The 18,348-nt window shown below is 64.5% G+C and carries 14 protein-coding genes and 1 pseudogene; 3 read left to right on the top strand and 12 right to left on the bottom strand.

Going from position 1 to position 18,348, the window contains the following annotated elements:
- Position 1: 1 nt before the first annotated feature.
- From iolD to hisD, 3 genes are read right to left on the bottom strand one after another with little or no spacing between them, the layout of a single operon-like run.
- Positions 2-1,849 (bottom strand): 3D-(3,5/4)-trihydroxycyclohexane-1,2-dione acylhydrolase (decyclizing), encoded by a 1,848-nt coding sequence (iolD, locus tag DIE22_RS25795; protein WP_124606386.1) that lies wholly within the window; start codon positions 1,847-1,849, stop codon positions 2-4.
- 38 nt (positions 1,850-1,887) lie between these two features.
- The gene (locus DIE22_RS25790; RefSeq protein ID WP_124497033.1) at positions 1,888-2,655 is read right to left on the bottom strand and encodes an SDR family NAD(P)-dependent oxidoreductase; all 768 of its coding nucleotides are present in this window, start codon (positions 2,653-2,655) and stop codon (positions 1,888-1,890) included.
- Positions 2,656-2,665: 10 nt separating this feature from the next.
- Entirely contained in the window at positions 2,666-3,997 is a 1,332-nt protein-coding gene (gene hisD, locus DIE22_RS25785) for a histidinol dehydrogenase (protein WP_124497034.1), read from the bottom strand.
- A 293-nt stretch (positions 3,998-4,290) separates the two neighbouring features.
- Between hisD and DIE22_RS25780 the strand changes: the two genes are divergently transcribed.
- Positions 4,291-5,094: an IclR family transcriptional regulator C-terminal domain-containing protein gene (locus tag DIE22_RS25780; RefSeq protein WP_124606385.1), complete on the top strand. Its 804-nt coding sequence runs from the start codon at positions 4,291-4,293 to the stop codon at positions 5,092-5,094.
- 367 nt (positions 5,095-5,461) lie between these two features.
- On the opposite strand, the pseudogene DIE22_RS25770 reads toward DIE22_RS25780, so the two are convergent.
- The 8 genes and pseudogenes from DIE22_RS25770 to DIE22_RS25735 form a co-directional block, all read right to left on the bottom strand.
- Positions 5,462-5,623: pseudogene (locus DIE22_RS25770) on the bottom strand (TetR/AcrR family transcriptional regulator); the annotation flags it as partial.
- The gene (locus DIE22_RS25765) at positions 5,620-7,638 is read right to left on the bottom strand and encodes a sigma-54-dependent Fis family transcriptional regulator (RefSeq protein WP_260426767.1); all 2,019 of its coding nucleotides are present in this window, start codon (positions 7,636-7,638) and stop codon (positions 5,620-5,622) included. The pseudogene DIE22_RS25770 and the gene DIE22_RS25765, both read right to left, overlap by 4 nt.
- 383 nt (positions 7,639-8,021) lie before the next feature.
- Positions 8,022-8,528, bottom strand: coding sequence for an acetone carboxylase subunit gamma (locus tag DIE22_RS25760; RefSeq protein WP_124497036.1), 507 nt, complete (start codon positions 8,526-8,528; stop codon positions 8,022-8,024).
- A 38-nt stretch (positions 8,529-8,566) separates the two neighbouring features.
- Entirely contained in the window at positions 8,567-10,891 is a 2,325-nt protein-coding gene (locus DIE22_RS25755) for a hydantoinase B/oxoprolinase family protein (protein WP_124497037.1), read from the bottom strand.
- A gap of 11 nt (positions 10,892-10,902) precedes the next feature.
- Positions 10,903-13,047: a hydantoinase/oxoprolinase family protein gene (locus tag DIE22_RS25750; RefSeq protein WP_124497038.1), complete on the bottom strand. Its 2,145-nt coding sequence runs from the start codon at positions 13,045-13,047 to the stop codon at positions 10,903-10,905.
- Positions 13,048-13,788: 741 nt separating this feature from the next.
- The gene (locus DIE22_RS25745; protein WP_124606384.1) at positions 13,789-14,862 is read right to left on the bottom strand and encodes a lysozyme inhibitor LprI family protein; all 1,074 of its coding nucleotides are present in this window, start codon (positions 14,860-14,862) and stop codon (positions 13,789-13,791) included.
- A gap of 36 nt (positions 14,863-14,898) precedes the next feature.
- Positions 14,899-15,168 carry a hypothetical protein gene (locus DIE22_RS25740; protein ID WP_124497040.1) on the bottom strand — a complete coding sequence of 90 codons (270 nt, stop codon included), beginning with the start codon at positions 15,166-15,168 and terminating at the stop codon, positions 14,899-14,901.
- Between the two features lie 79 nt (positions 15,169-15,247).
- On the bottom strand, positions 15,248-16,132 hold the full coding sequence (locus DIE22_RS25735; protein WP_124606383.1) for a LysR family transcriptional regulator: 885 nt from the start codon (positions 16,130-16,132) through the stop codon (positions 15,248-15,250).
- 128 nt (positions 16,133-16,260) lie between these two features.
- Here DIE22_RS25735 and DIE22_RS25730 point away from each other — a divergent pair, with 128 nt between their 5' ends.
- Both DIE22_RS25730 and wrbA read left to right on the top strand, forming a co-directional pair.
- On the top strand, positions 16,261-16,986 hold the full coding sequence (locus DIE22_RS25730; RefSeq protein WP_124497042.1) for a pirin family protein: 726 nt from the start codon (positions 16,261-16,263) through the stop codon (positions 16,984-16,986).
- Positions 16,987-17,047: 61 nt separating this feature from the next.
- Positions 17,048-17,650 carry an NAD(P)H:quinone oxidoreductase gene (wrbA, locus tag DIE22_RS25725; protein ID WP_124497043.1) on the top strand — a complete coding sequence of 201 codons (603 nt, stop codon included), beginning with the start codon at positions 17,048-17,050 and terminating at the stop codon, positions 17,648-17,650.
- 132 nt (positions 17,651-17,782) lie between these two features.
- Here wrbA and DIE22_RS25720 read toward each other — a convergent pair whose 3' ends face one another.
- Complete coding sequence (locus DIE22_RS25720) at positions 17,783-18,118, bottom strand: hypothetical protein (protein ID WP_124606382.1); 336 nt, start codon at positions 18,116-18,118, stop codon at positions 17,783-17,785.
- Positions 18,119-18,348: the final 230 nt, after the last annotated feature.

Below are 18,348 nucleotides of genomic sequence, written 5' to 3'. Positions count from 1 at the left end.
CCTAGATGCCTTTGCGCTGATGGGAGCGCTGCGATTCCTGCGCGATGCGGGCTTCTTCGATCGATGCGCGACGCGTCACCTCCGGCATACCCACATCCCACCAGGAGCCGCCTTCTGCCCATTCGTACGGATGCGTGCGAATCGCGATGACGTAGGTCCGATCGGCTTCTCTCGCGCGCACGAGCGCCGCTTCGAACTCCGCGATCGTCGTGACGTTCTCCGAGAGCGCCCCCATCGAACGCGCGTGCATCGCAAAATCGATTCGCGGCACGTCGCCGGAACGCTTCGACGACGCAAAAAGGTTGTTGAACTCGGCGCCCCCCTTGCTCGTCTGCAAGCGGTTGATGACTGCAAATCCGCCGTTGTCGCACACGATGCAGATGAACTTGTTCCCGGTCAGGACCGACGAATAAATGTCGGAATTCATGATCAGGTACGACCCGTCACCGAGCATGGCAAATATCTCGCGGTCCGGATTGGCGATCTTCTGCCCATACGCGCCGGCGATCTCGTAGCCCATGCACGAAAAGCCATACTCGGACTCGAACGTACCCACGCCGACCGACTTCCACATGCAATACAGTTCCCCGGGCAAGCCGCCGGCTGCCGAAACGATGACGTCGGTCGGCCGGGCATTGCGTTGAACGGCGCCGATGACCTGCGCGTAGTTCGGCACCGGCTGCGCTCGAAACGCCGTATCCCGCTCGACGATGGCGTCCCACGAAGCCTTTTCCTCGACGGCACGCTCGCCCCACGCCGCCGGCGCGGTCCACCCCTCGAGCCGCCGGGTCAATCCACTCAGCGAGAGCTTCGCGTCGCCGACGACCGGATGCGCCAGATGCTTGTTGGCGTCGCAGCGGTTGGTGTTGAGCGAGACGAACCGGACGTCGCCATTCCGGAAAACGCTCCACGACCCCGTGGTCATGTCGGCCAGACGGGTGCCGATGTTGATGACGACGTCGGCTTCCGCCGCGATCCGATTGCCGGCATGGCCCCCCATCACGCCAATCGAAGCCAGGTTGAGCCGATGCTCGTGCAGAAGCGCCGAGCGGCCCATCACGGTCTCCACGACAGGAATGCCGAATGCATCGGAAAATCGGGCAAGTTCCTCGCAGGCGCCCGAGTAATGAACGCCGCCGCCGGCAACGATCAGCGGCCGCTTCGCGGCACGGATGATCTCGGCGGCTTCGTCCAGCTGAATGTCGGGCGCCTGATAGCGCTCGATGCGATGCACACGCTCCTTGAAGAACTCGACCGGGTAGTCGAACGCCTCGCCCTGCACGTCTTGGGCAAGCGAAATCGTGGCGGGCCCGCAATCGGCCGCATCGAGCAGCAGCGACACGGCCTGCGGCAGCGAGCTGAGAATCTGCTCCGGGCGCGTGATCCGGTCGAAGAATGCCGACACCGCCTTGAACGCATCGTTCGTGGTGATCGTCAGGTCGTGGAAATGCTCGACCTGCTGCAGGACCGGGTCGGGAAAACGCGACGCGAAGTTGTCCCCGCACAAGAGCAATACGGGCAGGCGATCGGACAATGCAACGCCCGCGGCGGTGACCATGTTCGACGACCCCGGGCCCACCGACGCCGAGCAGACATGGATCTGCTTGCGCCGCCGTGCTCGAGCGTAGGCCACGGCCGCGAGCGCCATGGATTGCTCGTTCTGACCGCGATAGGTCGGCAGCGTGTCCTGGACCTCTTCCAGTGCCGAGCCGAGGCACGTGACGTTGCCATGCCCGAAGATGGCGTGCACGCCCGAGAACAGCGGCAGCACTTCCCCGTCGGCATCGATCTTCTGCGCGATCAAAAACCGGACGATGGCTTGTGCGAGGGTCAAACGAACCGTTTCCATCCTGATTGTCTCCAAATGATTTTGTTGGGGGGCGCGGGTCAGCTCGTGGTGGTCCAGCCGCTGTCGAGCATCAACGCGGACCCGGTCATCAGCGCCGACGCATCGGAGGCGAGAAACACGACCGCGCCCATGATGTCTTCGGGTACGCCGAGGCGGCCGAGCTTCAGCTTGCCGAGCACGAAATCGCGAAATGCGGTGTCGGCGAAAAACGGCTTCGTCATCGGTGTTTCGATGAACGTCGGACAGATCGTGTTCACGCGTATCCCGTGTTCACCCAGTTCAGCCGCGATAGCCTTCGTCATGCCTTCCACCGCATGCTTGGTCGCGCAGTAGACGGTTCTGCGGGCCGCACCGACGTGCCCCATCTGGGACGACACGTTGATGATCGAGCCCGGCCGGCCTTCGCGCACCAGCTTTCGGGCCACCGCCTGCGCAACGAAGAACGCGGCGCGCACATTGACGTCGAACACGAAGTCGTAGTCGCTCGCTTCGGTGTCGAGGAAGGCGGCCGGCCGATTCGTCCCGGCGTTGTTGACGAGGATGTCGAACGTGGCCGCTTGTTCGAGCCAGGCCGACGCCGCCTCCAGGTCGACGACATCCAGTGCGATGCCGCTTGCCTTGCCGCCGGCCTCGCGAATCGCCGCTGCCGCCTCGTTCACCTCGTCCGGTGAACGGGCCGCCAGAACCACTTCGGCACCCGCCGCGGCCAGCGCCGACGCAGCGGCAAGACCGAGGCCGCGGCCCGCGCCCGTGACCAGCGCACGACGGCCGTCCAGGCGCAGGGAAGGCGTGACAGGGAGCATCATGATCGTTCGCTCAGCCGATCGCGTTCACCGCGGCGCGGGGAGCGGCGGTATAGGGTTTCACGTCGAGACCGCCGAACCGGCGCAGGCGGATATTCGCCTGCTCGCCGTGCCCGGCGAACCCTTCCAGCGCACACAGGCGCGAGCAGTACTCGCCGACCAGGGTCGTCGCTGCGTCGGTCTTCACATACTGATAGGTGCAGGTCTTGAGGAACTTGCCGACCCACAACCCGCCGGTATAACGCGCCGACTTGAGCGTGGGGAGCGTGTGATTGGTGCCGATCACCTTGTCGCCATACGCAACGTTGGTCCGGGGCCCGAGAAACAGGGCGCCGTAGTTCGTCATGTTCTCAAGGAACCAGTCGTCACGATCGGTCATGACCTGCACATGTTCCGATGCAATGCCGTCGGCCACGCGCAGCGCGTCTTCATAGTCGTCCGCAACGATGATCTGGCCGTAGTCGTTCCACGCCGCACGAGCGGTCTGCCCCGTGGGCATCAGGTCGAGCAGGCGCTCGATCTCCCGCTGGGTGTCGCGTGCCAGCTGCTCCGAAACCGTGAGAAGGATTGCCGGCGAATTCGCCCCGTGCTCCGCCTGCCCCAGCAGGTCGACCGCGCAAATTTCGCCGTCGACCGTGTCGTCCGCGATGACCAAGGTTTCCGTCGGCCCCGCAAACAGGTCGATGCCGACTCGCCCGAACAGTTGGCGCTTCGCCTCGGCGACGAAGGCATTGCCCGGCCCGACCAGCATGTCGACCGGCTGAATCGTCTTCGTGCCAACGGCCATCGCCGCGATCGCCTGGATACCGCCCAGCACGTAAATTTCGTCAGCGCCCGCCAGATGCTGCGCAGCAACGATTGCCGCCGCCGGCTTGCCCTTGAACGGCGGCGCACACGTCACGACACGCTTCACGCCGGCGACCTTCGCCGTGAGCACCGACATGTGGGCCGACGCAAGAAGCGGATATTTCCCACCGGGCACGTAACAACCGACCGAATTCATCGGAATGTTCTTGTGGCCGAGAAACACACCAGGAAGCGTCTCTTGCTCGACATCGAGCATCGACGCACGTTGGATTTCCGCAAAGTTGCGCACTTGCGCCTGAGCAAACCGGATATCCTCAAGTTCGCCCTCCGACAACTCACTCAGGCAGGCCTGAATTTCCTGGTCGCTCAACCGGTAACTCTCGCGATCGAGGCCATCGAACCTGATCGACATTTCTCGCACAGCCTCATCTCCGCGGACCTCGACGTCGCGAATCGCGTCCTCGACGGTCTGCCTGACCTTGCTGTCAATCTCGCGCCGCGCTGCTTCGTCCATGCCCTGCTTGAGCCAACGTGCCATTTCGTTCGTCTCCTGAAAAGTTCATCGCCTACATGCGGTTGATGAGTTCAGTGTAGGAGCGGCCCCGAGCAGTGTCAACATATCGCGCACTTGTGCGTTTATCGCACATCCATCACCAGGCACCTCTGAAACTTCTCCGAGACGCCCGTCCTATAACGAGCCATGCCGATTTCGACGAATTTGGCCGGGGCCTGTTCGATCCTGCATTTCCGGGAAAACACCTAACATTTCGCACGATTGCGCGTTTATCGCACACATGAGACAATCGGACATAACATTCGGTACCGGTGGCTATGGACTCGACCAAGGAATTACAGAAGCAGGACTTCGCCCAAACGCTCGCGAGAGGCCTTGCATGCCTCGAGGTGCTGGCGGATGCGTCTGCCCCGTTGGGATGCAGCGAAGTCGCGACTGCAATGGGCGTGAGCCGCGCGGCGGCACGCCGCATCCTGCTGACGCTCACGCATTTGGGCTACGTTGCCGAAGACCGCGGCGAATACAATTCGTCGCCCAAGGTGTTGTCCCTGGGTCGCGGCATGCTGGCGAAAGGCAGCCTCTGGAGTACGGTTGCGTCCGAGGTTCTTCAATTCGCCGACCGCCTCGATGACGCGTGCTCGATCTCCGTGCTGGAGGGGCTCGACATTCTGTTCGTGTGCCGCGACGCGACACGTCGCATCTTTACGTCACGGCTCGGTATTGGCGACCGGCTTCCCGCCCATTGCTCGGCGAGCGGCAAGGTTCTCCTCGCCAACCTGCCGGAAGCGGAACTGGATCGACGGCTGGAAGGCGTGACGCTGAAGGCGCAAGGCCCGGCGTCGATCACGGACGTTGCAACGTTGAAGATTGCCCTGCAGCAGATCAGGACGGTGGACTACGCACTGGCGATCGATGAAATGGAACCCGGGACACTGTCACTTGCGGTCCCGCTGCGGGAACGGACAGGCAGGGTCATCGCCGCCATGAGCTTTGCCTCTCACCGGTCGAGGCGCACGCCCGAGGATTTGTCAGCTAACGTTCTACCCGACCTGCGCGATGCGGCCAACCGGGTGGAAGCAACCGTCCGCGACTTCCAGGATCGCGGATGGGTCATCATCTAGCATCGCGCCGCGGGGCGGGGGCAAAACGCGCTGCCGTCTGGGCGACCGTTCAAATCGAGTTCGTTCGGTAGATGCGCCACCCTGGTCGCGCAACTCCGCGCCGCGGCCGACGACCTGGTCCGCGCCCAGCTGGAGCGCAAGACCGCGCTTGTCTGCGGAATGTGTAATGGCCACGGTCTCGAAACCGCACGCACTGGACAGTTGCACGGCCACGTGCCCCCTAATCCGCCAATCCCCGGCACGGCGACCTTCTCGTGCGGCTGCGGCGCGGCATCGCGCAAGCCGCTCCAGGTGGTGTATCCGGCGCACATCATCGGCGCAGCATCGACAGAGTCGAGACCGTCAGGTAACAGCACCGTCCCGTCGAGAGAATCAGCAGCTTCGAGTCGAAATACACATACAGGTTCGCCACTGTCGTCCCCGCGGCACGCGCGATCTCCGACATCGTCGTCGACGTATAGCCTTTGCGGCAAAATAAATCTGCAATGAGCGCATGCGCGCCGCCCTTCTCGACGATCTCGATGTTCAGCCATCCCGGCGCCGGCGCACGTCGCTCACTTCCGCATTCAGGTCGTATCGGCGAATCTTTTCGTAAAGCGTGCTTTTCGCGATGCGCAGCTGATTCGCTGTCCGGGTAAGGTTCCCGGCATTTCGATCGAGCGCACGGCGAATCGTCTCCGCTTCAGCCATTTTGAGCGATTCCTCGGGACTCATCTGCGCTGCTCTTGCAACCGGTTCCCCAACCCGGTTGGCAATGGCACCAGCCGCACGAATTTCGGCGGGCAATTCGTCAGCGGTGATCACCGATCCTCCTGCCAGCAAAAGCGAGCCTTCGATCGCGTTGCGCAACTCGCGCACATTGCCCGGCCACGCGTAATTCAGGAGGAGACCATAGGCGTGGTCGTCGAACGAACTGGCCGGCATGCCATACGAGTGGCATAAACGCTCGAGCCAATAGGCGATCAGGGCAGGCAAATCCTCGCTTCGCTCACGCAGGCTCGGAATCGAAATGGTCGTGACGGCGATCCGGTAGAACAGATCCATGCGAAACGTGCCGCCGGCAATGGCCTCCTTCAGGTCACGATGCGTTGCCGCAACGAGCCGGAAGTTCACCTTGCGCGGGGTGTTTTCCCCGAGCCGGTAAATTTCGTTCTCCTCGAGAACCCGCAACAGGTGAGGTTGGATATCGATCGGCATTTCACCGATCTCGTCGAGAAACAGCGTGCCGCCGTTGGCCGCTTCGATCTTGCCGGCCGCCCCCGACTTGCGCGCGCCCGTGAACGCGCCTTCCGCATACCCGAACAGCTCGCTGGCAAGCAGATCGCGCGACAGGCCACCACAATTGAGCGCAATGAACGGACCATCCATGCGCTCGCTTCCCTGATGGATACCCTGCGCAAAAAGCTCCTTGCCCACGCCCGTTTCGCCGAGCAACAGAACCGGAACGCGCGACCGCGCGAGCTGACGCGCCTTGTCGACGGCGCCCCGCAACACGCCGCTGTCGCCGACGAGACGCTTGAACGCACCGGCCGTATCGCCGTCGTCCTTCCGTCGCGGGATCGAAACCGTTTCACGCGCCACGTCGACGCCCGGTATCACCACCATGAAGCCCAGTATCGTGCCGCCTTCGCGCAGAATCTCGACGTGGGCGTAACGCAGCCATGCCGGCGCGGCAGCCGACGTCCCCGCCATGCCGTTCAGCCCCGGCAACACGAAGCCGGCATCGACCCGGACATCGAATCCGAGACGCCGCAATGCGGGCCCGACCTGGGCATTCGCCTTGACGAGGCGCCCTCGCTCGTCGACGATGAGCACCCCGTCCGATGCCAGGGAACCAAAGCGAGATGCGCATCGGTCCAGCATGCGCAAGCGGCGCTCCATCGCATCCTTCGCGATACGGCTTTCGATGCGCCCCGCGAGCGACACGGCCAGCGCGAGACTGTAACGGCTGTACGTATCGGCAAGACCGGACACATCGATGACACCGAGTACCTGACCGTCGAGCGGATCGCGGATAACGGTTGCCGAACACGTCCACCGCTTGATGCCGGCACAAAAGTGCTCGGCGCCGTGGATCTGAACCGGCTGGCGCAATGCGAGCGCGGTGCCGATCGCGTTGGTGCCGCAACTGAGTTCGGTCCAGTTGCAGCCCGGGATCAGCCCGACCTCCCTTGCCGGATCGACGATATGCACGTCGCCCTCGTGCTGCAGGATCATGCCTTCCGGATCGGCAAGCAGCATGACGGTGCCGGTCTGCGACAGCAACTCGCGCGTCTGCTGCATCAGCGGCAGGCTCGCGCTGACGAGCCGCTCGTTTGCCGCCCGCCCCTGTCCGAGCTGGTTTTCGTCGATCGGCGGCGGCGCGCGGTTTCCGGCCGGATCGACGTGGCCGACGAGACAGCGCTGCCATGAATCGTCCACAACGCCGCGCACCGTGTTCGACTGGCGCTCGCCGCCGCCGACCAGGTGTTCCCATGCGGACATGATGCTGCCGTCGTGCTCCGGGCTGGAAAACCAGTCCATTGGCGTACCGGTATGTTGCATGCGTGTCTCCTGGCGATTCGCGTGGCCGCGAATCGCGAAGCCGTATGTTTCGGCTCCTTGTGTAGGTTGTGCACCGCGGCACCCACCACGACCTGCGCCGCGGTGTGCCGTCGGTGTGCCGACAGTGTGCCTCTTCGCATCGTACTCTGATCCAGCACCGTGGCCCCACCGTTGCGAGACCGGACAAGCAAGGTACACGCCAGACGGAGCCGCACGGCGCACTTCGCGATGCCTGCCCGAATGCACCCGCCCGTGCCATCCGCAATCCGGCCGGAAACACGCCGCGCGTCCGGAAATCGAACGTTCGAAAAACAAACGCCCCGCTTCGCGTGGACGAAGCGGGGCGCACCGGCGCCAATGCGCCGGCCGGGTCAAACATCACACTAATCGGCGCGCTCGGGAATCGGCAGCTTCAGCCATTCCCCGTAGAACCCCTCGATGTCCGGTTCGAAGTCGTGGACAACGGGATACCACGGCGTCGGCGCTTCGACGTCGTGCATTGCCCCGCATGTCGGACAGTAATACTCGCGGTACACCTGCCACTGCGTGTCCGGTGCCATGAGCCGCGGATAAACCTCGTCCATCGCCTCCTCGGAGTCCCGCACGAAGATGTTCGCGTTCAGCTTCCAGTTCTCCCGGTAGTCGCCGAACACATGCCCGCAATCGCATTGCGTGACCCATCGCTTCGTTGCCTGCTGCTGGACGATATAAAGGTGCGGGCCAAGCGGCAGCACGATCCGGTCCTTCCAGCCGAGCTTGCGCTGCAGCGCGTCGATATACATCTCGAAGCGCTCGCCGTCCTTCGGCATCGACAACATGCGCAGCGTCGTGTCCCAATCGAGCGTTCCGTCGACCAGGTTCCTGACCTGTTCCTTCGTGTAAGTAGACATCCTGAATCCCTCCATTGACAGATTGCGCGACAAGCCCGTTATTCCTCGACCAGCACGACGGTGTTCACGTCGGGCATCTTGGACAGATCCATCCGGAACTTCGAGCCGTAGGTCGGCACGCCGAGCTCGTCCTCGGTCAGCGTCCACGATTCGGGGAGTTCCCAGAACGCGCGGAACTTCGCTTCGAACTTCGGCGACAACCCGAAGCTCGTTGCGAACATGTGCTTGACCTGTGTCGACGCATGCTTGACCAGGATCCGCTCGCGCTCGCCCTTCATCCACTCGCGCGTCGGCTGCGAGCGCGCGAGGCGCTGGTTGCGAATTTCGATACGCAGCAGTGCCGTCCGCTTCGCATCGACGTGCCATATGCCGTTCGCGTCTTTTGTCGCGATCGCGCCATACACCTTTTGCGCATACTCGGGCAGAAGCGCCGCGTTGTTCAGGTCGCGCTCGATCGCTTCGACCTCGCGGTCAAGCGGATCGCCAAACCCCGGCCCGCCGCGCAGATAATTCAGGTACAGGTCGTGATTGTCGTAACAGTCCTCCGTCGTCATGCACTGCTGATCGCGCTTGACGAGCGCGCCGGCATTCAGGTGGTTCTCGTAGTCAGGGAAGTCCGGATGGGTGTCGCCGCCGAGCGGCAGGCTCTCGCCGTGCGCGATACGCTGATCGAGACCGGTGCGGTGGGCCTCGAATCGATAACCGGTCGCCGCCGGATACCCGCCCATGAGCCCCCAGTCGCTATTCATGTAGCCGTTGCCCATGAAGAACATCGTCCAGTCCTGGGCTTTCCAGACCATGCGCAGCGTTTCGAACCCGCAGCCGCCGCGATACTTGCCATAGCCGCCCGAATTGGCCTTCACGTTACGGCCCAGATAGAGCAGCGGCTCCGCCATCTCCCAGATCTCGATATCCCCCATGTCGCCCTCGGGATTCCAGATCGCCGCCGCATGATTGAGCCCGTCCTTGATCGCGCACGCGCCGGTGCCGCACGACGACGCCTCGAAGCTGTTCACCGCGTGGATGTCGCCGTCCTGATTGATGCCCCCGCCCTGCAGCCAGTTCGATGTGTTCGCATTGCCGGCATTGACCTCCTCGAGGTAGCCGCGGCTGAAGTACGCCTGCGACAGGCCGCGCCAGAGTGCGCTCCAGCCGGACACCAGGAAGTGCCACGCGTACGCATGCCCGGTGCGCCGGTCGTCCGGGTTCATCCACGCGCCCTTCGGCAAGTGGAATTCGGTGCCGAAGTACGCACCGTCGTTGATCCGCTGCGTCGGCACGAGCGTTTGCGTCATCATCACCCAGATGCCGCTCGTGAAGGCAACCTGGTGCGCGTTGTACGAGTGCCAGCCCCAACGGCTCGCGCCGTCGAAGTCGAGGCGCCACGTGCCGTCGCGGCGGATCTCCATCTCCACCGGCGAGTGCATGATCGAATCGAGCTTCGCGAATGCCGACGAAGTCTGCACGTCGGGATGGTTGTACGGCACGTCGACGAACGCGACCTTGCGGTACTTGCCGGGCAGCGTCATCGCCTTGATGCGCGTCTGCAGGCCGCGGCGCCCTTCCTCGATCACCTCGTACGCGAATTTCTCATAGGCGTCGAGCCCCTCCTCCTCGATCACTTCCTCGATCAGGTCGCGGATCATGTGGCAGCCGGCGATGCGGGTGCGCTCGTCGAGGATCCAGTACTTCGGCGTTCGCACCGAGCGTTGGCTTTCATGCAGCCAGTCGCGCAGCGGCGTATCGTTCACGCCCGTCTTGCGACACGTGATCATGTAGCCGTCGCCGAAGCGCTGCACCTGCCCCGTCGACATCGACCCCGGCGTCACCGCACCGGTGTCGATCACATGCGTCACGCCGCCGACCCAGCCGACCAGCTTGCCGTGCGCGAAGATCGGCACGATCGTCGCGATGTCGCACGGATGGACGTTGCCGATCGAGCAGTCGTTGTTGGTGAACATGTCGCCGGGATGGATGCCCGGATTGGCCTCCCAGTTGTTCTCGATCATGTACTTGATCGCTGCCCCCATCGTGCCGACGTGGATGATGATCCCGGTCGACGTCAGCACGCAGTCTCCCGCCGCGTTGTAGAGCGTGAAGCACAGCTCCCCTTCCTGCTCGACGATCGGGCTCGCCGCGATCTTCTTCGCGGTCTCGCGCGCATGCACGAGGCCGCCGCGCAACTTCGAGAACATCTTCTCGTAGCGGATCGGGTCGCTTTCGCGCAGATCGAGCCGCAAGAGGCCGTTGTAGCGCCCCGTTTCGGCAGTGCGCTCGAGGATCCCGTCGCGGAACTGCTTGAGCGTCTGGCCGTTCTTGAGGAGATCGGCGAAACCCACTTCCTGGCTGGACATCATGTTCATGGCGTATCTCCTTATCGGACTTCTCTGAGATGGAAGAGGCGATGCTTGTCGAGCGTGGTCGCGAAACCTTTCGGAACCACGAAGGTGGTCGCATCCGATTCGATGATCGCGGGACCCACGATTTCGTTGTCCGGCTTGAGCGCTTCCATCTTCCAGACGACGGCGTCGTGCCACTGCTTGTGGCGGTACAGCTTGCGTGTGCCGACGCGCGCAGCTTCGGGCGGCGTGGCGCCGCCCGTGGCGTCTTCCGGCAGCACCGGTTTCTGGGTCAGCACGGTGCCGCGCATGATCGCGCCCGTGACGGAAAAGCCGAGCTCCGGAGAACGCGCTGAACTCGCATAGACGCGTCCGTAGGTATCCTCGAACGCGTCGACGATCAGGTCCCAGTCCTGCGCGGTCGCGGCACATGCGACCGGCGACTCGATCTCGAGGTCGTTGAGCTGGCCCATGTACTGCATCCGGAAGCCCGGCCGCAGGATCACGTCGCGCTCGCTGAAACCGTTGATGCGGAACTCGTCGATCACCTTCGCGGCCAGCTCTGCCCAGGCCTTCTGGATCGTCTGCGCGGCCTGCACCTTGTCGGCATCGGGCGCGAGCTGCGGCAACGCGAGATCGACGCTCTTGTCGTAGCGGTATTCAAAATCCGCGCAGGCGCACCCGAACGCGGAAAAACCCGCGGCCCAGGCCGGCACCACGACATCCCTGAAGCCGAGCCCTTCCGTGTAGCCGTACGTGTGGACCGGGCCAGCCCCGCCGTACGAGAAGCAAACGAACTCCGTCGGGTTGTAGCCTTTCGCGCTGACGTTCGATCGCAGGTACTCGCGCAACTGAAGGTCGAGCAGTTCGATCACGCCGGCCGCCGCATCCTCGACCGTGAGGTTGAGCGGATCGGCAATCTGCGCCTTGATGTGCTCGCGCGCCCGGTCGACGTCGAGCTTGATTTGCCCGCCGAGGAAGTTGGTCGGATTCAGGTAGCCGAGCACGACGTGGCAATCCGACACCGACACGGTCGTCAGGCCGCTTTCCGGCCAGCAGGTGCCGACCCGGTAGCCGGCACTGTCCGGGCCGAGCTTGATCGAGCCGCTGTACGGATCGAGCCGCACGAAGCTGCCCGCGCCCGCGCCCACCGAGTCCATCGTGACGAGCGGCAGCGACAATACGAGGCGCGCCATGTCCGGATCCGACGCAATCGCGAACTTGCCCTTCGTGATCAGCGCCATGTCGAACGACGTGCCGCCGATGTCGGAGCAGGCGATATTGTCGTAGCCGAGTGCCTCGCCGAGCAGCTTCGAGCCGATCACGCCGCCGATCGGCCCCGAGACGATCGTACGTGCGAGTTCTTTCGCCTTCCAGCTGATCGTGCCGCCGTGCGTCGCCATGACGCGCAAGTCGAACTTCGCACCGTGCTTGTGAAAGCGATCGCTCACCTTTCGGAGCGTCTGCCGCGACGGCTCGGCCGCATAGGCCTCAAGCACGGTCGTGTTCATCCGGTGGCTTTCCTTGCGCTGCGGATAGTAGTCGACCGACGCGAACACCGGCACATCCACACCGATCGCCTTCAGTTCGTCGTGCACGATGTCGCGCGCCTGCCGTTCGCTGGTCGCATTCTTGTGCGATTGCAGGAAACAGATCACGATCGCCTTCGCGCCGGCGGCGGCGAGTTCGCGCGTCGCCTGCCGCACCTCGCCTTCGCGCAGCGGAATCACGATATCGCCCTGCACGTCCGTACGCTCGGTCACGCCCCGCGTGCGGGCAAGCGGAACGAGGGGTTCGTCATAGCGGTGCGTGTTCAGATGGATCCGCTCCTCGAGTGCATATCCCAGATAGCTCTGGATCGCACGCCCCATCAAATGCACGTGCTCGAAACCCTTGTTCACGAGCAGGCCGACGTCGAGCCCCTTGCGCTGCACGACACGATTGAGCATGGCCGTACCGGAATACACGCAGGTCACGAGTTCCGGGTACACCTGATCAACATCGCGCTGCCAGTGCGCCAGTGCGTCCTGCGACGAATTGAGGATCGCGAGCGACTCGTCCTCCGGATTGCTCTGCGCCTTGCCGACGACGAACCGCCCGTCGGCACGCACGAAAAAGGTATCGGTCATCGTGCCGCCGGCATCGATGCCCAACACCTGGACTTGCGAAAGCCCTTCCATGTTTTCGTCTCCAAAGATTGATGTCATGACGGCGCGGTGGCGACCGTGGCGTGACCATGTCGCCGGGGCACGACGTCGATGCGCTTGATGCAACAGGCATGCCATCTCGCGGCGGACGCCCGGCAACCCCAGGTACGGCAAGGCAGCGCAGTCTCGCGCACGGTGATCGAAGGCGCGCGGAAGACGTCGGTTCGAACACGCAACGAACGGAATCCGGACACTCGAGTCGACCGGATATCGGCCGCCCGATCGACCGGCTTGTGCCGCATCAGGCGGGAGTCGGGAAGTTGTCGGGCACTTCACCGGCAAGGCGGTGGGGGTGTTCCCGCACGCCAACGGCGGGGCAGATATCGAACCTGATATACGAGTGACGCGCTACGCGGCCATCCGGGTCCGCCTGGGCCCGAGCGCGTCGCGTAACCGACGCCAGCCGGATCGGGTTGAGCGAATCGAACCACATGTCGTCGACATCGGGACGCAAGAGCGACAATCGCTCCATCGCGAATTGCGATCGGCACACACGGCCCGTGCGATGCAATCGCTGGCGGTCGATCCCGGTGTGAACGAGTGTTGAGGATCGCATCGTTCTCGACAGCAGATCGCGTGCGGCATATGGCGATCAAGCACCGCCCGGTCCTCTTCGCTGATCCCTCTATGGGCAAAGCAAAGCGTGGTTCGTCGGAACATTGAATCGCAAACGCAAGGCACCCATGCGCGTGCAGTGCTTGCCACCCGACCGGATCACATCACGTCGATCGGCAGCGTCTTGTCGAGATTGTCGTGCCACGCGCGAATCGTCTTCGGCACCGTCTTTTTCCACGCCGGCACGTTCGTGTAGTAGCGCATCCGCACCTTGTCATGCGCATCGAATACGAGCAGCCCGATCCACAGGTCGGTGTCCCGGCGCATCACGATTGCGGCGTTCGTCGTCGCAATGCCGCGCACCCAGTAAGACTTCGCGCTGGCGTGCAGGTCGTCGAGATCCTTCTCGTCCGCGCTGTAGTTGATCATGTCGACGAGCGTCTGATAGTCGGCGCCGAGCAGCGTGTGCGCGATCGCGTTCTGCCGGGCGTCGGACAGCACCTTCAGGGTCACGAGATCCGCCGGCGGGCTCGCCTGCGCCTTCGATGCCGTCACGTAGTCGCCCGAATACGTCACGCCGGCACCGGCGCCGCAATCGGCATCGCTGCCCTGCTGCGCGACCTGCATGCGTCCACCCTTGCGGCTGAAATCGAGCCGGCACGGGTCCTGGCGAAACGTGCCGCGGTCGCCGTGCAGTTCGATATCGCCGCTGAGTCCGCCGGTATTCGCGCCGTTGTTGCCGCTCAGCTCGAAGTGAAGGCGCGGTGCCGTGCCGGTGAACGTCAGCACGCCGCCGAACGACGGGTTGTCGCTGTCGCGATACCACGTCTGCTGCCACCGGTCGGCGGCAAGCGGCGCACCGTTCAGGCTCGCGAGCCGCTCGCGATAGCGATCGCCGAGGCACGACGCGTCGTTGCCGCAGCGGTCGCGCTGCTTGAGCCATTTCAGCTGCGCGGCCTTCAGCGCGGCCGTATCGCCGCCGTTCGCGAGCGCCTTCTTCCACGCCCCGGCCAACTGGCCGTCGAGTGACGACAGCCCGGCGTCCGCGCAGATCGCCTTCTCGGTCGGCGAAGCGGCTTTCGTGCAGTCGAAGCCGGCCGCGTGCGCGGCCAACGGCGATATCATCAGTACTGCCAATATCATCGCGGATCGCAGGTTCGCGCGCCGCGCATGCCGGCCGCGACGCGTGGCTTGCCCTCGCTCGCCGGCGCGAGCATTCGATCGGTTCTTCATTGCATTGGACTCGTCGTGGATCGCAGCGAGTAAAAGCTACGTGCGCGATTCGATTTGAGGTAAAAACACCCGGCCCTGCATGCGCTGCGGACCGTCGGCCCCGCCGAAGCCTAACGCGAATACGCGCCGCCGATCAATCGGTGCCTGACGATGCGCGCGAACGGATCGGCTGCCATGCGGGATCGACATGCCCGTGCCGAAGCCGGCACCGTGTCCGCCGTGCGCGGCCGCTTGCCGGCGGCCATCGCGAACTCGGCTGCTACGCGCACTGCGCCGCTCGACGTCCGGCCCGGTGAACACCGTCATGACTTTCGCCGCGCGTGAAGCATGCACTTCGTTCCCTTGGAAAAAGCCGCCGCGCGCGACACGCATACCGTGCCCGCCTCTACCCCCGCGCACCCAGCCGCTCCGCCAGAAACCCAATGAACGTGCGCAGCGTGACGAACCCTTCCCGATGCTGCGGAAACACCGCGTTCAGCGTGATCGGCGACGGCGCGTACGCATCGAGCACCGGCACGAGCGCGCCGCGGTCAAGCGCCGCGCCGACGATGAAATGCGGCAGCAGCGCGATGCCGAGCCCCGCGATCGCCGCGTCGCGCACGACTTCGCCGTTGTTCGCGACGAGCGGCCCCTGCACGTCGAACGTGCGCGCCGCGCCGTCGATCCGGAATTCCCAGCCGACGCGCCGCTCGCGCCCGTATAGCAGGCACGTATGCGCGGCGAGGTCGGCCGGCGTCGCGGGCGTGCCCTGCCGTTTCAGGTAAGCGGGGCTCGCGCACGCGATCATCTTCCACGCGCCGAGCGGGCGCGCGATCAGCGTCGAATCCTCGAGCGCGCCGATCCGCAGCACGAGGTCGAAGCCCTCGCCGATCAGGTCGACGCGCCGGTCGGTCAGGTCGAGGTTCAGCCGCACGGCCGGATGCGCGGACAGGAATTCCGCGATCAGCGGCGACACGTGCGTGATCCCGAACGACAGCGGCGCACTGATCTTCAGCGAGCCGTGCAGCTCGGTGCTGCGCACCGACATCGCCTGCTCCGCGTCGGCGACCTCGGCGAGGATCCGCTGCGCGCGTGCATAGAACTCCTGCCCCGATTCCGTGACCGCGAGATTGCGGGTGTTGCGAAGCAGGAGGCGCACGCCGAGCGACGCCTCGAGCGCCATCGTGCGCCGGCTGACGAACTGCTTGGACAGCATCAGCTGGTCGGCCGCCGCCGTGAAGCTGCCCGCATCGACGGTCGCGACGAAGATCTTCAGGTCGTTGAGTTCCATATTGTCCACTCCGAAGTGACAGTCATTATCTCTACAGCCATTTATTTGTCAAATCGATTGACCTAAGATGCATCTCAACGAACGGCCGGGCCCACTTCCGAGGTCCGGCGGACATCCAGGACAACATCATGATCGAGACTCGTGCAGCAAACCAACGTGGCCGTGCCGAGCATGGCTGGCTCAGCTCCCGTCACACGTTTTCTTTCGCGAATTACTACGATCCGAAGCAAGTCGGCTTCTCCGACCTGCTGGTGATCAACGACGACCGCGTCGCACCGGGCCGCGGCTTCGGCACGCACCCGCACCGCGACATGGAAATCCTGTCGTACGTGCTCGAAGGCGCGCTGGAGCACAAGGATTCGATGGGCACCGGGTCGGTGATCGTGCCGGGCGACGTCCAGTTGATGAGCGCGGGTACCGGCGTGCGTCACAGCGAGTTCAACCACTCGCAGGAAACGCCCGTCCACTTCCTGCAGATCTGGGTCGGGCCGGCCGAGAAGGGTGCGGAGCCGCGCTATCAGCAGACGAATGTCGCGGCGGCCGACAAGCGCGGCAAGCTCACGCCGATCGTGTCGCCTGACGGCCACGGCGGCTCGCTGAAGATCCGGCAGGACACGCGGATCTACGCAGGCCTGTTCGACGGCGACGAGCGCGCCACGCTCGAACTGGCACCGGACCGCTTCGCCTACGTGCACGTCGCACGCGGCAGCGTGACGGTCAACGGCGTGACGTTCGGCGAAGGCGACGGCGCGCGTATCCGCGGCGAACAGGCGCTGACGTTCACCGACGGCAAGGATGCCGAGGTGCTGGTATTCGACCTGCGCCCGGTCGAAGTGACGGCCGAGTGGGCATGACGCCCGTTCGGAACATCGGGCCCCGCTGAAGGCGGGGCCTTCTTATTCGGAGATTCGCAACATGGCCAAGGTACTCGTTCTTTATTACTCGTCCTACGGGCACGTCGAAACGATGGCGCAGCACATCGCGGAAGGCGCGACATCGGTGCCCGGCGTCGAGGTCACGCTCAAGCGCGTGCCGGAAACCATCCCCGTCGACCAGGCGAAGGCCATCGGCGTCAAGGTCGACCAGGCCGCGCCGGTCGCCACCGTGGACGAGCTCGCGAACTACGACGCGATCATCTTCGGCACGCCGACCCGCTTCGGCAACATGGCCGGCCAGATGCGCACGTTCCTCGACCAGACCGGCGGACTGTGGATGAAAGGCGCGCTCGTCGGCAAGATCGGCAGCGTGTTCGCCTCGACCGGCACGCAGCACGGCGGCCAGGAAACGACCATCACGTCGTTCCACACGACGCTGCTGCACCACGGGATGGTGATCGTGGGCGTGCCCTACGCGTGCAGCGGGCTCGTCAACATGAACGAGATCACGGGCGGCACGCCGTATGGCGCGACCACGCTCGCGGGCGCGGACGGCAGCCGTCAGCCGAGCGCGAACGAACTCGACATCGCGCGCTACCAGGGCAGGCACGTCGCGGAACTCGCCGCGAAGCTCGCGTCGTAACGCGGGTTGCCGCCCGTCCCGGGAAGCCCGGGACCGCGGTGCGTGCCGCGTGCGCGGGACGCACACGAACGAACGGCGCCGGTCGACCCGGCGCCGTTTTTCATCGCCCGAACGCCGGCCGCTACTGGCCCGCTACTGGCCCGATGCCGGCGCGGCCGGCGCCGGCGTCGCCTTCGTCGCCGGCGCCTTTTCCACAGCGTTCTGCGGATAGTTGCTCTGGTCGTTGGTCAGCCGGTAGCCGGTGCCCGTGCCGATCGCCTTCAGGTCCTTCGCATGGCGCGCGCGTGCCGCCTTGCGGGTGGCCTTCTTCTGCGCCTTGTCGAGCTGCTTCTGCGTCGGTGCCGATGCCGGATTCTGCATCGGTGCGGACGCCGGATCCTGCGCGTATGCCGCCGGCGCGGCGGTCAACAGCAGACCGAACGACGCCGTCACTGCCACTGCCACCGAAACCACGCGAGACTTCGTCATGGCGGATCTCCTTGTCGATTGTTGGTTGTGGGTCGAACGCCGGCACGCACGCGACGGACGTCGGCGTGCGACGACGGCGCCGATGCAACGTTAGCCGATCGCTGCACAAATGTCCGTGCCGGTTCCTGAATTCTCCCGATAACGGCGGCGATACATGCGCGGCGGACGCCCGGCCGGCCGGGCGGCACATGCGGCCATCAGGGAAACCGATAGCCTCGCGCGCGGCACCG

Origin of the sequence: Burkholderia sp. Bp9142, from assembly GCF_003853415.1 — a bacterium.
In the GTDB taxonomy this organism is placed as follows: domain Bacteria; phylum Pseudomonadota; class Gammaproteobacteria; order Burkholderiales; family Burkholderiaceae; genus Burkholderia.
Note: the sequence above shows the minus strand (reverse complement) of the source record. Positions and strands in the feature narration are given on the sequence as shown.